The sequence below is a fragment of the Prevotella falsenii DSM 22864 = JCM 15124 genome (assembly GCF_000613945.1).
Lineage (GTDB): Bacteria > Bacteroidota > Bacteroidia > Bacteroidales > Bacteroidaceae > Prevotella > Prevotella falsenii.
In genome coordinates this window covers 18,973-33,856 of the sequence record NZ_BAJY01000028.1, presented here as the reverse complement: position 1 = coordinate 33,856, position 14,884 = coordinate 18,973, and the positions used below count along the sequence as shown (strand labels likewise).

General features: G+C 44.1%; 6 protein-coding genes and 3 pseudogenes. 3 read left to right on the top strand and 6 right to left on the bottom strand.

What is annotated here, in order from left to right:
• Window positions 1-41: 41 nt before the first annotated feature.
• The 5 genes and pseudogenes from JCM15124_RS14055 to JCM15124_RS15975 form a co-directional block, all read right to left on the bottom strand.
• A pseudogene (locus JCM15124_RS14055) lies at window positions 42-601 on the bottom strand (sugar O-acetyltransferase).
• Window positions 602-604: 3 nt separating this feature from the next.
• Window positions 605-1,105 carry a GNAT family N-acetyltransferase gene (locus JCM15124_RS09910; RefSeq protein WP_024999300.1) on the bottom strand — a complete coding sequence of 167 codons (501 nt, stop codon included), beginning with the start codon at window positions 1,103-1,105 and terminating at the stop codon, window positions 605-607.
• A 14-nt stretch (window positions 1,106-1,119) separates the two neighbouring features.
• Complete coding sequence (locus tag JCM15124_RS09905; RefSeq protein ID WP_024999299.1) at window positions 1,120-2,004, bottom strand: carbon-nitrogen hydrolase; 885 nt, start codon at window positions 2,002-2,004, stop codon at window positions 1,120-1,122.
• 51 nt (window positions 2,005-2,055) lie between these two features.
• Window positions 2,056-3,125 (bottom strand): annotated as a pseudogene (locus tag JCM15124_RS14050) (agmatine deiminase family protein).
• A 666-nt stretch (window positions 3,126-3,791) separates the two neighbouring features.
• Complete coding sequence (locus JCM15124_RS15975; RefSeq protein ID WP_156930705.1) at window positions 3,792-3,944, bottom strand: hypothetical protein; 153 nt, start codon at window positions 3,942-3,944, stop codon at window positions 3,792-3,794.
• A gap of 244 nt (window positions 3,945-4,188) precedes the next feature.
• Between JCM15124_RS15975 and JCM15124_RS09880 the strand changes: the two genes are divergently transcribed.
• The 3 genes from JCM15124_RS09880 (at window position 4,189) to JCM15124_RS09870 (ending at window position 12,230) form a co-directional block, all read left to right on the top strand.
• A complete protein-coding gene (locus JCM15124_RS09880; RefSeq protein WP_024999298.1) occupies window positions 4,189-5,601 on the top strand; it encodes a carboxylesterase family protein in 1,413 nt (470 codons plus the stop codon).
• 411 nt (window positions 5,602-6,012) lie between these two features.
• Window positions 6,013-9,357: a UvrD-helicase domain-containing protein gene (locus JCM15124_RS09875; protein ID WP_024999297.1), complete on the top strand. Its 3,345-nt coding sequence runs from the start codon at window positions 6,013-6,015 to the stop codon at window positions 9,355-9,357.
• A 14-nt stretch (window positions 9,358-9,371) separates the two neighbouring features.
• Window positions 9,372-12,230: a PD-(D/E)XK nuclease family protein gene (locus JCM15124_RS09870; RefSeq protein WP_024999296.1), complete on the top strand. Its 2,859-nt coding sequence runs from the start codon at window positions 9,372-9,374 to the stop codon at window positions 12,228-12,230.
• Window positions 12,231-12,432: 202 nt separating this feature from the next.
• Here the strand turns inward: JCM15124_RS09870 and JCM15124_RS14045 are convergent.
• Window positions 12,433-14,867, bottom strand: a pseudogene (locus JCM15124_RS14045) (ATP-dependent helicase).
• Window positions 14,868-14,884: the final 17 nt, after the last annotated feature.

Sequence of the window (14,884 nt, the reverse complement as noted above, 5' to 3'; positions counted from 1 at the left end):
AAAATCAATACTCAATGACTTTTATTCTCGCAGTAATGTCTTTATTTGTTCTCTACTTTCCTTATTACTTTACACGGATTTCCAACCGCAACAACATTATCGGGAATATCTTTTGTTACCACCGAGCCTGCACCGATAGTTACGTTATTGCCAATGGTAACGCCGGAAGAACTACCACATTGCCACCAATCCAAACATTGTTGCCTACCGTAATGGGGTACGCATATTCCATATCTGCATTCCTTTCTTGCGGATCGATAGGGTGTCCGACAGTATAAAAAGCACAATTTGGGGCTATATAAACATTCTTTCCAAACGTTACTTTGGCTTCGTCCAATATAACAAGGTTTGTATTGGCAAAGAATTTCTCGCCAATTTCTATGTTATAGCCATAGTCGCAGAAGAAGGGAGCTATTATTTTGAACTGATTTCCGGTCTTACCCAATAGCTTTCGCAACCGTATGGTGCGTTCTTCCTGCTTGGAAGGTGAGAGTTGATTAAGATTAAAGCACTCTTCTTGGCATTCGGCGAGCTCTTTCAACAATTCCGAATCCAAAGCATAGTAAGGCAATCCTTTCCCTTGTTTCTCTTTCTCTGTCATATATTATATTGTTGTTAATGTTTTTTGAAATGCTAATCGTGGGTCTCCATTCTCCAAATGTATTATGCCACAATAAGTAAAGCCTAACTTTTTCAATGCGTTACGCATTATTATATTATCTTCGTGGGTATCTATTCTGATGTTCTTTACCTTTTGAAAGCAATACTCTACCACCGCTGAAAGAACACCACGAGCATTTGGAACAGATGCAATTCGGTGAATTGTACCGTATGGTTCGTTATTCAGCCACCCTTCTCCGTCTATTTTAAGATAGGTAGGGTCTATGCCTTTAATGAAAGCAAAAGTAGCTATGGGAGTTTTTTCGTCCGATATTACGAGATAGCTATTCCCTTTTTCAATATCATTTCTTATTTGTTCGTCAGCAGGGTGCGTACTTCCCCATTGGTGAAGATTGCCCGATGCCATCATTTTCTCCCTGCCATGCTGTATTATCGATAATACAACCGGCAAATCGGATAGCAGTGCTTTCTTTATTGTTACCATACTTTTGAAAACCTCTAATCGATAAAACGTTTGATTATTTCGCCGTAACTGTCGATGCGTCTATCGCGAAGGAAGGGCCACCATCGGCGTACATTCTCGCTTCGTTCAAGGTCTATATTAACAATAATGCTTTCCTCGTCGTCTGTGCACGCTTGATAGTGAAGTTCTCCTTGCGGCCCGGCTACGAAGCTACTGCCCCAAAACAGTATTCCGTTTGTTTGTTGGCTTGGGTCAGGCTCATACCCTACCCTGTTTACTGCTACTACCGGCAAGCCGTTTGCCACAGCATGCCCGCGCATTACCGTTGTCCACGCCTCGCGCTGGCGTTGCTGTTCCTCCTCGCTATCGCTGCTTTCGTATCCAATTGCAGTAGGATAAATCAGAATTTCAGCACCTTGTAAAGCCATTAATCTTGCTGCTTCGGGATACCATTGGTCCCAACAGACCAGTATTCCCAAGCGTCCAACGCTCGTATCGATAGGTTTAAAGCCTATATCGCCCGGCGTAAAGTAGAATTTTTCGTAATAGGCAGGGTCGTCAGGAATGTGCATTTTCCGATATTTTCCTGCTATCGTGCCATCTTTTTCAAATACAACTGCGGTGTTATGGTACAACCCTGCCGCGCGTTTCTCGAACAACGAGGTTACAAGAACTATTCCGCATTCTTTTGCCACCGCACCATAGACTTCTGTTGATGGTCCGGGAATGGGCTCGGCAAGATTAAAATTGTCTACATCTTCCACCTGACAGAAGTAGAGCGAGTTATGCAATTCTTGCAAAACAACGAGTTCGGCACCGCGCTTTGCCAAATCCCTAATACCTTCGACAAGGTTTTCTATATTCTTTTGTATGTCGGCTGTATTGTGCAACTGAAGCATTCCTATTTTCAATTCTCTCATAATATATATCGCTTTGGATTTTAAAACAATGTGGAAAGTTAGCTTATACCTTTATAAAACGCCTTCGGGGAACTGCATTGTAAGACAATGAATGGAACCGTGTTGGCGTATTATCGTTCGAGAATCGACTCCGATAACATCATAACCGGGGAAAACTTCCTGCATAATGTCTAAAGCCTGCTTGTCGTTTCGGGCTGATTGTAAGTCGGAACAATTACCGCGCCGTTAAGAACCAGAAAGTTCGCATAGGTCGCAGGCAGTCTTTCGCCTTCATCGTAAATGGCTTCGGGCAAAGGCAACTTATAAAGCCGATAAGGTTTTCCGTCCAAAGTCCTCAACGATTGCACCTGTTTGTCGAGTGCTTTCAAGTCGTTGTAGTGTATGTCGTTTACATCGTCGGTGCCAATATAGAGCAATGTATCGTTGGGCGCACAGCGGAAAATGGTATCTATGTGCCCGTCGGTATCGTCGCCTTGCAATTCTCCGTGTTCAATCCAAACGACACGGTGCATATCGGGGAATATTTCAAGCAGACGCTTTTCGATGTCTTCTCGTGTCAAAGGTTGGTTTCTATGTTGTGCGGTAAGGCACGAGGTTGTTGTAAACAGCGTGTGTCTGCCATCACTTTCTATCGAACCCCCTTCCAAAACAAAGTCTTTATGGTTTTCCAACACGCCTTTGAAGGTTTCCGTAAAGTAAAGTTGTCGGTTAATGCAATTGTCTTTATCCGACTTAAACTTTTCTCCCCAGCCGTTAAAACAAAAATCCAACAGATGCGGGGCTATGTTTGCTTTGAGGTATTCCGCCATGGGAAGCAACGTAATGGGTGCAACGTCTCTTGCCCACGTATCGTTATTGCTGCATTGGCGAAATACTATTCGCTGAAACTGCTCTGCTTTCAGATGTTCCGCAAGTAGCTTCTTTACTTCCTCTATGTATTGTGCTACTACCAGCAACTTCTCGTACCGTGTTATAACATCGGCGAGTTCAAGATAAGTTGTTGTTATTTCCTTCAGACAGGGTTGCCAATCTGTTTCGTTATGTGGCCAAATCAGCATGATGCCACTTTGCTTTTCCCACTCTGCAGGAAGTCTGAAAGTATATTTATTTGCTCTGTTCACCTTATGTTTTTAAATGAGTTATACGCCAACGAACGAATGTTTTTCTGTTCGTTTACTGCAAAGATACAACAACATACCATCGTGAACAAGTTTTTTATCTACTTTTATTCGCTTCACATGCTTTTTTAAATGCACGCCGTTGAATGGCGTTCGCCCAAGTCTGCACATAATCTGACGGTTTCCCCGACAGCATTCTTATTCTGCAATATAAATTCACCATAACGTTAAAGAAGCTAAAACAAAGTATCCTAACTGTTAAAAACGAAGCCGTGAAACACGCTGAGAATTGCGTTTTTCCGCACAACAAGCAAATTGATTGCAAATAATGGCACTTTTTGCGTGCAATACTCATACCATTGTAAATCAGCGGATAAACCCCTGCTATGGGTATATCTGTGCAACGAACAAGTTCTTTGGCACCGGAATATAAAACATAAAACACGACAAAACGAATAAATTCAGCGTGCGAAAGCGGTACTTTCGCAATGTAAAACCTACGGTTTTGCAAGGTAAAACAGCCGCTTTGAGGTTGTAAAACCTACGCTTTTGCAAAACCATTCTTATTTTTTGAGTTTTCAATACCGTTTTTCATTGTTTCACGTTTCTATTTCGTTACTTCCATTCGTGTTAAATCCGATGCCTGATTTTAGCTACTTTTAACCCCAATCAGTCATTAGCGTCCTTGACTGATTTTGTTCGATTGTTGCGCAGATGTGCTGCCATTACATCGAAGGCGTAGCGGGCTACGGCGAGATGGAATGGCAGCGCAGATGCCGGCAAGCGGACGAAAGCAGCAAGGAAGCATGACGGTAATAACAAAGATAAGCAAATGCGGCCTAATGGCCGATTGGGGTTAAATATTTGGGAGTTGCTTATTATGGTCGAAAAACAGCAAACCGCACTTGCACAATCCGTAGGAAATGTTTACCTTTGTCCTCCAATGAAAAGTTATCTGTAAATGGTTTTGAGTGTTCAACTTGGCAACTCGTGCTCTCAGAATAACAAAATTATGCAGTAACCTGAATAAGAAAGTAAACTAAATCCTAAAATTTGAAAGTATATTATGATACACTTCAATAAACTTACCATAGCACTGACGGTAGCTCTCGCACTGTCTACGACTTCAAACAGTGCACATGCACAGTCGCAAAATCTGCAGGAGAAAATGAAAAACTATTTTCTGCAAACCTTAAAAACAAGACAGGGCGCAGAATTGAAGAGCAAAGCCGACTATGTGCGCAACACGATTTACTCCACCGACATACAGAAACAAATAAAGGCTAAGGACATTTCCGACAATCAAAAAATGGTGTGGACTGCATGGTGCGATGCCAATCGCGAATTGCAAGAGCAGAAACTCATGAAGCCGGAAAGCCTGCAAAAAGGCAATCATGCCTCGTGGAACTTACCGCAAGAATTGGAGCCGAACGCCATTATGCCTTATTATTATGGCGTAAAAGGCAAGGCTGACGGGAAACTTCCGCTTTTCCTTTACCTCCACGGCTCGGGGCCGAAAGCGCAGGAATGGCAAACAGGGCTGTTGTTGGGAAATAGGTTTAAAGATGCTCCGTCGCTCTATTTCATTCCTCAGATACCCAACGAAAGCAGCTACCGTTGGTGGCAGCTTGCCAAACAATTTGCTTGGGAAAAACTTATACGCCAAGCACTTGCCGATGAAACCGTCGATGCCAACCGCCTTTACATATTCGGAATATCCGAAGGAGGCTATGGCAGCCAGCGTCTTGCCTCATTCTACGCAGACTATTGGGCGGCAGCCGGACCTATGGCAGGGGGCGAACCGCTGAAGAATGCCCCTGTGGAAAACTGCGCCAACATTGGTTTTTCCTTCCTGACGGGGGCAGACGACACCGGCTTCTACCGCAATATTCTAACCCACTACACACAAACGGCTTTCGATTCTGCGCAGTTGTATTGTCCTCTTTCGGCTGACAACCAACCTCTCTTTCGGCATCGCATCAACCTCCTCCCGGGTATGCAACACCGTATTAACTACGATTTAACCACTCCGTGGCTTAAGAATTTCGTCAGGAACCCATATCCGAAGACGGTTCTTTGGGAAGATTTTGAGATGGACGGACGCCATCGTTCGGGGTTCTACAACCTGCAAGTGTCGGTGCGTCCTTCAAAAAATCGCACTTATTACGATATGACTGTCAATGGCAATGTCATAGCAATTAATATCAGCGATGCGGAATACACTACTGTAGAGAAGGACAAACAGTGGGGCATCGAAATGAAATTCAACCGTTCTTACAAGCAGGCGAAAGGCGGAAAGCTGCGCATCTATCTTAACAATCGGCTTGTAGATATGAACAAGCCTGTTACTGTTATCGTCAATGGGCGTCAGCTTTACCGAGGCAAAGTCAAGGCAACCTTGCAAGATATGATAAACAGTTGTGCGGAATACTTCGACCCTTGCCGAATTTTCCCGGCGTCCGTTGAGGTTAGCTATTAGTCTCGATGGAGCTGTAAATGCTGATGAAACAGCGAGCGTTTTTCGGTTTGGCTTTGTAAAGATAATTCCGTTAAAAAGCGACAATTGCGTTTTCGCATTGCGAAAGCGTAGTTTTTGCAGCGCAAAACAGCCGCTTTTACCGTGCAAAACCTACGCTTTTGAAACGCGAAACAATAGGTATTGTAATGCACTGACGGATAAATGGTTATGCAACAGTTTTACTTGCGAAAAATATTTACGTATTTATTAGCTTCTTTCCGCAGATGAACAACGTGAGTTCGGTGTAAGAATTTGGGTGCGAAAATACGGAAAATATATTATTCCATAGGCATTTTCGGAGTATGCTTTTCTGTATTTCATTTTTTATAACTAACTTTACAACAAAATTATTCATGGTATAAGATGAGCAGAATGGAAAAGCATTTAACTGTCTATAAAGCATCGGCAGGGTCGGGAAAAACATTTACCCTTGCCGTTGAATACATTTCATTACTTGTAAAAGACCCGGAGAATTACCGCCAAATCCTTGCGGTAACTTTCACGAACAAGGCTACACAGGAAATGAAAATACGAATACTTTCGCAGCTTTATGGCATTGCAAACGGCTTGGAGTCGTCTGCACAATACCTCGAAAAGGTTCGGGAAAAGACAGGAATGCCCGACGTCGTGATTAGAAACAATGCACGGTTTGCACTGACGCTGCTCATACACAAGTACAACAACTTCAGAATTCAAACCATTGATGCTTTTTTTCAGCAGGTTTTGCGCAATCTTGCACACGAATTGGGGCAGACTGCCAACCTCAAAGTAGACCTTGACAACGAACAGATAGAAGGAAAGGCAGTAGACCAAATGATAGAAAGCCTTGAAGAAGGGCAACCTGTGTTGCAGTGGATTAGCAGTTACATCAACAACAGCATTGAAGACAATATGGGTTGGAACATCATCGGCAAGATAAAAACCTTTGGTCTGAATATCTTTAAAGACTTCTACAAAGCCCATGAAGCCGAATTGAAAATACGGCTGAGCGATACCGAAGACTTCAAAAAGTATGAAAAAGAACTGCGAAACCGCAGAAATGCCATTAAAAACGAGTTCAACGAAATTGCAAAAGACATTCTGAACCACCTTAGAGATGCCAACGAAGACATACCCGCCAACTTTGCACGCGGGCTTTATTCGTATATAGAAGCCTGCGCCACGGCACCGCTTTCCAACGAAGCACCTAAGGCTGCAGTGGCGAAAGCAATGGAAAATCCCGACAAATGGGCAAGCAGCAAGTGCGGAAAGGCTGACAAGGAAATAATAAAAGCACTTGCAACAAGTGCGCTTTGCAACAAGCTGAAAGCGTTAGTAGACTATAACGACGAGCATTGGAACGAGTTTCAGTCTATCCGATTAACCTTGTCGCACCTGTCGCAACTACGCTTGTTGCACGCCATTGCAGACGCCGTAGACAACCTGAACAAAGAATCAAACAGGTTTATGCTCAGCAATACACAAGCGTTGCTGAAAGAATTAATTTCCGATAGCGACACTCCTTTTATCTTTGAGAAGATTGGTGCGCACCTTAAACATATCATGATAGACGAGTTTCAAGACACAAGCACCATACAATGGAAAAACTTCTTGGCACTGTTAAATAACTGTATGGCGCAAGAACTATCGCAAAACCTAATAGTAGGCGACATAAAACAAAGCATTTACAGATGGCGGCAAGGCGATTGGCGCATATTGAACGATATAGAAAACGAATTTCCCAACCAAGAAATCAATCTGCAAACACTCGACTACAATTACAGGTCGGAGAAGCGAATTATCGACTTCAACAACGCCTTTTGGAAAGAATGTGTCAATGATACGGCAGAAGAATTGGAGCAAGGCAAGATAGAAAAGGCTGCCATCGTGCGGAAAGCATACGAAGACGTAGCACAGAAAACACATAAAACAAAACATTTCGGCTACGTTAAAATAGACCTGCTGCCAAGCAAGGAATACAGAGAAAACATTTTAAACCAACTCGTCGAAACCATTCGCGAACTATTCGATAAGGGTTATTCGGGCAAAAATCAAAGCAAAATCGCAATTCTTATTCGCTCAAACACCGTTATTCAAGACATTGTAAATTGCCTTTTAGAAGCTTTTGGCAACGAAATAAACATCGTTTCCGATGAGGCTTTCCGCTTGGACGCATCGTTGGCAGTGAATGTTATCATCGGTGCGCTGCACCTTCTCACCCACCCCGAAGACAATCTTACGCGTGGAAAGTTGGTAAAACTCTACAATCAGGAAGTGCTGAAAAAGCCTGTAAACGATACCGAACTATTGGTTTCGTTGCCAAACCACGACGATACCGGCACGGAAATAACCGATAAAAAGGAAAGGCGCAGATTAGCTTACGAACGACAAACAGAAAAGTTAAACAGTGCATTGCCAAAGGAATACGTCGAAAAAAGAGAAGCTCTTTTAGGCATGCCTATCATCGATTTGGTAGACAAACTGTTTATGCTGTTCGGTCTCGACCGATTGGAAGGACAGAGTTCGTATATCTGCACCCTATACGACACGCTGAACGACTACTTGCAAGACCATACTGCAGACATCGATGACTTTATTAAAGAATGGGAAAACACCCTTTCGTCCAAGACAATTCAGAGCGACGAGATAGAAGGAATACGCATTATGACCATTCATAAAAGCAAAGGATTGGAGTTTGAGAATGTCATTATTCCGTTCTGCGATTGGCAATTGGAGAAGTCATACACACTTTGGTGCGAAACGGCAGATAAGCCAAAGCCTTTCAATAAACTGCCGCTGCTGCCGATAGACTTCACTAAAACAGGACTGCTCGACACGGTTTTTGAGGACGATTACAAGGAAGAGCACTTCCAAAATACCATCGACAACATGAATATGCTTTATGTTGCCTTCACCCGCGCATCGAAAAACCTATTCGTTTCCGGCGGCAGAATGGGCGAAACGGCACTCAAAGACAGAAAGAACAATGCGCCGTCGAAAAATCGTTCGCAAGCTATTGAAGTTGCTTTGGAAAGAATTAACGAGCAGTTGGAAGGCAGTTCGTTAGACTTCCCCGACGATGTAAAGTTGCCTATCCACTTTGAATACGGCACCTTAGATGCTGCAACGCAAACCGAAGAAAGGCAAAAGGGGGATAATCCGTTCCTCGTTATGCCCGAAAAACATGTTGTAAACATTGCCACATACCCACAGGCTGCAAACTTCCGGCAAAGTAATAAGAGTAGAGAATTTATAGAAGGAGAAGACGCAGACCCATCGGACAAGATGCGCTACATTAAGATTGGAAATGTTCTGCATCAGCTTTTCTCAACCATTTACACAACGGCAGACATACCGTTAAAGTTGAACGAATTGGAACAACAGGGCATTATATACAACGATGAAATTACTTCTGCACAGCTACGCACAAAGATTGAAGATGCGATAAAGAACGAACAGGTGCAGGAATGGTTCTCCGATAAATGGAAACTGTATAACGAATGCACCATTTTAGAGTATGATACAAATACAAAAGAAATGCGAGAGCATCGTCCCGACCGCGTTATGACGAATGGAAAGGAAATAATAGTGGTCGATTTTAAGTTCGGAAAAGAACGCGAAGAATACAAACAACAAGTGCAACGCTATATGGAAATACTGAAACAAATGGGCAACGATAATGTTTCAGGATATTTGTGGTATGTTATTAACAACACCATTGTTAAAGTAAATATTTAATAAAAAAGCTTGATATGAATACTTTCCTGCAAGAAGTAGCAAGAGATTTAATCGCAAAATATGGCAACGACTTAGCTCATATAGCCATTGTCTTTCCGAATAAGAGAGCTTCTTTGTTCCTTAATCAAGAGTTGGCAAAACTTTCCGACGGTCCTATTTGGAGTCCGTCGTACATCACTATCTCCGAATTGTTTCGACAACAGTCTGACCTTACCGTAGCCGACCCTATAAAAAGTCTTTGCGTTCTGTACAAAGCATACATAGAAAAGACAGGCAGAAACGAAACTCTTGACGACTTTTACGGTTGGGGACAGCTGCTTTTAGCAGATTTCGACGACATAGACAAGAATATGGCAGACGCCGATAAGGTGTTCCGTAACATTCGCGATTTGCACGAATTAGACGCAATAGACTATCTTACCGAAGCACAGAAAGCCGAACTGAGCCGGTTTTTTGCCAACTTCACAGGCGATTCGAGTGTGCTGAAAGAACGCTTTCTCAGTTTGTGGAGCAAGCTCTACGACGTCTATTCCGACTTCAAGGCGAAGCTGCAAGCCGAAGAACTTGCCTACGAGGGTATGCTCTATCGCGATGTTATAGAGCGAAACAGTATTCCCAATCGCTACGATACCTATGTTTTTGTGGGTTTCAATGTCTTGCAAGAAGTTGAACAAAAACTCTTCTTGGCATTAAAGAAAGAAGGTAAAGCACGCTTTTACTGGGACTACGACCACTATTACCTGAAGGCAACAAACGAAGCAGGTATCTATATCAACAAGTGGTTCGACAAGTTTCCCAACGAATTTGATGCAGAAAACAAGCTCTACAATTGTTTTGAACAAGAGAAAGAAGTGCGTTATATCTCGGCACCCACCGAGAATTTGCAGGCTCGCTACATATCGGAATGGTTGCTCGAAAACAACCGTTACCAAGCCGGAAAGCGCACAGCAGTGGTTATGTGCAACGAAGCGTTGTTGCAAACCGTTATCCACTGCATACCGACAGAGGTCGATTTGCTGAACGTTACAACCGGCTACCCACTTTCGCAAACGCCTATTACCTCTATGGTTTGGCAGCTCATAGCACTTCAGACAGAGGGCTATTCGGTACAAGAAGGTGCTTACCGACTGCAACATCTGTCGCACGTGTTGCGCCACCCCTACGGAAAATACCTCAATATAGATGCTGCCAACCTGCTTGCAGAACTGAAAGCGGAAAAGCAATATTATATAAAGGTGGAACGCACACGCCTAAAACACGTGGGCACACCTGTAACAGCATTGGTAGCATGGCTATCTGACATGGTCAGAACAATTGCAATCAACGGTACAGAAAACGATGACCAGCTGTTCCAAGAGTCTACTTTCCGTATGTACACACTCTTGAACAAACTCTTGGAACTGATGAAAGAAGGCGATTTGATAGTCGATTTCGTTATCTTCCGCCGTTTGTTCAGTCAGCTTATCGCCTCAACAAGCATTCCTTTCCATGGCGAACCGGCTCGCGGAGTGCAGATAATGGGTGTGCTGGAAACACGCAATCTCGACTTCGACAACGTACTGCTGCTTTCTTGTAACGAGGGAAATATGCCCAAAGGTGTAAACGATGTATCGTTCATTCCGCATTTCGTAAGAAAGGCTTACGGCCTTACCACCATCGATAACAAGGTCGCCATTTTCAGTTACTACTTCCATCGGCTGTTGCAACGCGCCAAACACGTTACGCTACTCTACAACAATTCCACCCAAGGAACGAAGACCGGAGAGATGAGTCGCTTTATGTTGCAGCTGTTGGTGGAGAGCAAACTCAACATTAAACAATGGGCACTGCAAGCCGGACAAGAGCCTATGCAGCTGACAACACCGATAATCGGCAAGGACGAAGTTGTGCTAAACAAGCTCAATCATATTTCTTACTTCTCGCCGACTGCCATCAACACCTACCAAAGCTGCCAACTTAAGTTCTATTATAAGTATGTGGCTGAACTGCTGGAAAGCGACGACAACGACGAAGACGATGTGGACGGACGTGTCTTTGGCAACATTTTCCACTGCGCAGCCCAACTGATGTACGAGCGTCTTCTGCCTCGTGAGGTCATCACAAGAGAGAATATTGAGTATGTTTTAAAGACCGGAAAGTCGGCACAGTCGCCCACAACAGGCAATGCAACCGCTACAATGAGCGATGTTGTGAGCGAGGCTTTCGCGCAAGAACTATTCCTTCAGAAGCCCGGTAGTACCAAACACCCGAAGCTGAACGGACTCCAACTCATCAATCAAGAGGTGATTGAGAAGTTTCTTCGCCAGCTTCTTCGCATCGATGCGCGCACCGCTCCATTGCGTGTAATACGCCACGAGTTCGATGTTTACAAAACCATAACGATTGATGTAAACGGCAAGAAGAAAGCCATTTCGGTGGGAGGACGCATCGACCGCTTAGACGAAGTAAAGTTAGGCACGGCACAAGAACAGCTCCGTGTAGTCGATTACAAGACGGGTAACAAGGTGGCAGGGCAACTTAAAGACGTCGAAGCCATATTCGATTCAAAGAAAATACTGACCGACAAGAGCGACTACATCTTCCAAGCAGTGCTATACAGCATTATCGAACAGACCGAAGATGCAGACAACAACCCCAACCATAAACACGTTAGTCCGGCATTGCTCTTCATTCAACACGCCAATGCCGACGACTATTCGCCTATACTTACCTTGGGCGGAAAGCCCATTACGAACGCCATGGTGTATGCTGATGATTTCGATAACTTCTTGAAAAACAAATTAGAAGAGATATTTGTGAAAGAAACATTCGAACCAACAGCCGACTTAAAGATGTGTATTCTCTGCCCATATCGCCAACTCTGCGGACGATGATAACGCTCAAGGCTGTTGCTGAAAACATCTTCTGTTCGCAGAAGTATAGGTTTTATAGTGCACGTTGCCAGGTAAGGGCGTGGTTTACCACGCCTCCTACGGCGAAGAAACAGCAATCTTGCCTATGATTTCTATGAAAACTAGAATTTCTAGAAACCCTAATAAAAGGCAAAAATCCTATAAAGTCGTTTTTATAACCTGCCTATAATAATTTGTATTTGGCAAACTTCAGAAGCAACTGTTTTGTTCCTGCATTGCGGAAGGTTACGGTTGCTTTTGCATTTTCGCCTGTTCCTTCTATCGCTTCTACTACACCTATGCCGAAACGTTGGTGCTCGATGGTTGCGCCAACTGTAAGTCCGTTCCCTGCAACAACGTTGGAAGCCGTAGATTGAGAATGTGCTGCATATTGTCTGCCCCCATTTGAGATTGCTGCCGACAATCTTTTGAAGTTTCCTCCTTCGCTCATTAGTCGCTGCTTGGTGCGTTCCGACAGAGGGCCTGCGGCACGTTCGGGTGTCTTCCGTGCGGTAATCTTGGGCTTAGGGTCGGCTTTAAACTGACTTGCGACAGGATTTGAGTTCTGCCATCGGCTGTCCGTGTAGGCTTATCCCAAGGCATTCTGCCACCTCCGCCTACCGATAGTTCGCTTTCGGTTTCTATATAGGCATCGTCAATGTCTTTCAGGAAGCGGCTCGGATTGTTAAACTGCATTGTACCGAAGCGGTAACGGTTTTTCGCATTGGTAAGAAAGCAGAACCGTTCGGCACGCGTAATGGCAACATAAAGCAGCCGGCGTTCTTCTTCTATCTCACGGCGAGAGCTTGCAGCCATTGCGTTGGGGAAGATATTCTCCTCTAAACCAACCACAAACACTACGGGAAACTCCAATCCTTTGGCAGAATGAATGGTCATAAGCGACACTTTGGGGCTGTCGTCGTCCTTCTTATCGAGGTCCGAATAGAGTGCCACCTCCTGCAAAAAGTCGGTCAAGAAGGTTTCGTCTTCGCGTCCTTCCTCCTTTCTTTCCTCCACAAACGCTTGTATTCCTGCAAGAAGTTCCTCCAAGTTTTCACGTCGCGACACGTCTTCCGGTGCTGTTCCCTGTGCCAAATCGGCGGAAATACCACTCTCTTTTATTATTTCCGAGCCCAAAGTATAGGCATCTGAAATAGCCAATCGACGAATAAAGTCGTTGATTAAATCAACAAAACCGACCAGTTTCGTCGCTGTTCCCTTGTTCACATCTAATCCGTAATGCTGCGCATCGCCCACTACGTCCCACAAACTCGCTTCGTTCTTGTTGGTACAGTCTATGATTTTCAGCAATGTTGTATTGCCAATTCCGCGTGCAGGATAATTTATGATGCGCTTAAAAGCCTCCTCGTCGTTCGGATTAGCTACCAAACGGAAGTAAGCTATAATGTCTTTTATCTCCTTGCGCTGATAGAACGACAGTCCGCCATATATCTTATAAGGAATTAAAGCCCTACGTAGCTCGTCCTCAAAACTACGGCTTTGAGCATTGGTTCTATAAAGAATGGCAAAGCTGTCATAATCAAACGATTGCGAACGCTTTAGCTTACTTATTTCTTTCACTACGACCATAGCCTCTTCCTTGTCGCTGTAACAAGGTCGATAACTTATTTTTGCTCCTTCGCTTTCTTCAGAATAAACGTCTTTCGGTATCTGTCGGGCGTTGTGTTTCATAAGCGAATTGGCAGCTTCCACTATCTTTTGAGTAGACCGATAGTTTCGTTCCAGCTTGAAAATCCGCACGTTGTCGAACTTATTTTGAAAGTCGAGAATGTTGTCAATGTTAGCTCCACGGAACGAATAAATACTCTGATAGTCGTCGCCCACCACACAAACACGCCGGTGTTGCGCAGCCAAGAGTTCCACAATCGCCACCTGTACATAGTTCGTGTCTTGATACTCATCGACAAGAATGTACTGGAAGCGTTCAGCATACTTATTGCAAATGTCGGCATTATCGTTAAACAAGCGAAACGTATTTACCAACAAGTCGTCGAAATCCATTGCATTTGCCTGTCGGCAGCGTGCCTGATAGGCTGTGTATATCTGCGAAATGGCAGGCAGTTTCATATTTCTGTCTCGGTCCCGGATAGCTTTATCGTTGGCGTAGGCATCTGCCGTGATAAGCCGGTTCTTCGCCATTGAGATGATATTGTGCACCGTGGCAGGCTTATACTTCTTGTCGTCCAAGCCCAATTCCTTGATAATGGATTTTAAAAGCGAACGGGAGTCGTTCTCATCGTAAATGGTAAAATTACTGTTGTAGCCTATATGCTGTGCTTCTGCTCTGAGAATGCGAGAGAAAACCGAGTGGAACGTACCCATGTACAGTTGTTTTGCCTTCTCGTAGTCCACCAACGAACCGATACGGCTCTTCATTTCGCGGGCAGCTTTATTGGTGAAGGTAAGCGCAAGAATGCGATAGGGCAAGACGCCATACATTATTAAATAAGCAATTTTGTAGGTAAGAACACGCGTCTTGCCCGACCCTGCCCCTGCAATCACCAACGATGCACCGTTGCAATACTCCACTGCCTCGCGCTGATTTTTGTTTAATTGCGACAACAGTTCTTCTATCTTTTCTTCCGTATTCTCTTGCATTGCAATAATATATAATC

Bases quoted from the DNA above. Each gene is read 5' to 3' on its own strand.
- JCM15124_RS09880 (WP_024999298.1), top strand. From the start codon at position 4,189: ATGATACACTTCAATAAACTTACCATAGCACTGACGGTAGCTCTCGCA.
- JCM15124_RS09870 (WP_024999296.1), top strand. From the start codon at position 9,372: ATGAATACTTTCCTGCAAGAAGTAGCAAGAGATTTAATCGCAAAATAT.
- JCM15124_RS09905 (WP_024999299.1), bottom strand. From the start codon at position 2,004: ATGAGAGAATTGAAAATAGGAATGCTTCAGTTGCACAATACAGCCGAC.
- JCM15124_RS09875 (WP_024999297.1), top strand. From the start codon at position 6,013: ATGGAAAAGCATTTAACTGTCTATAAAGCATCGGCAGGGTCGGGAAAA.
- JCM15124_RS09910 (WP_024999300.1), bottom strand. From the start codon at position 1,105: ATGGTAACAATAAAGAAAGCACTGCTATCCGATTTGCCGGTTGTATTA.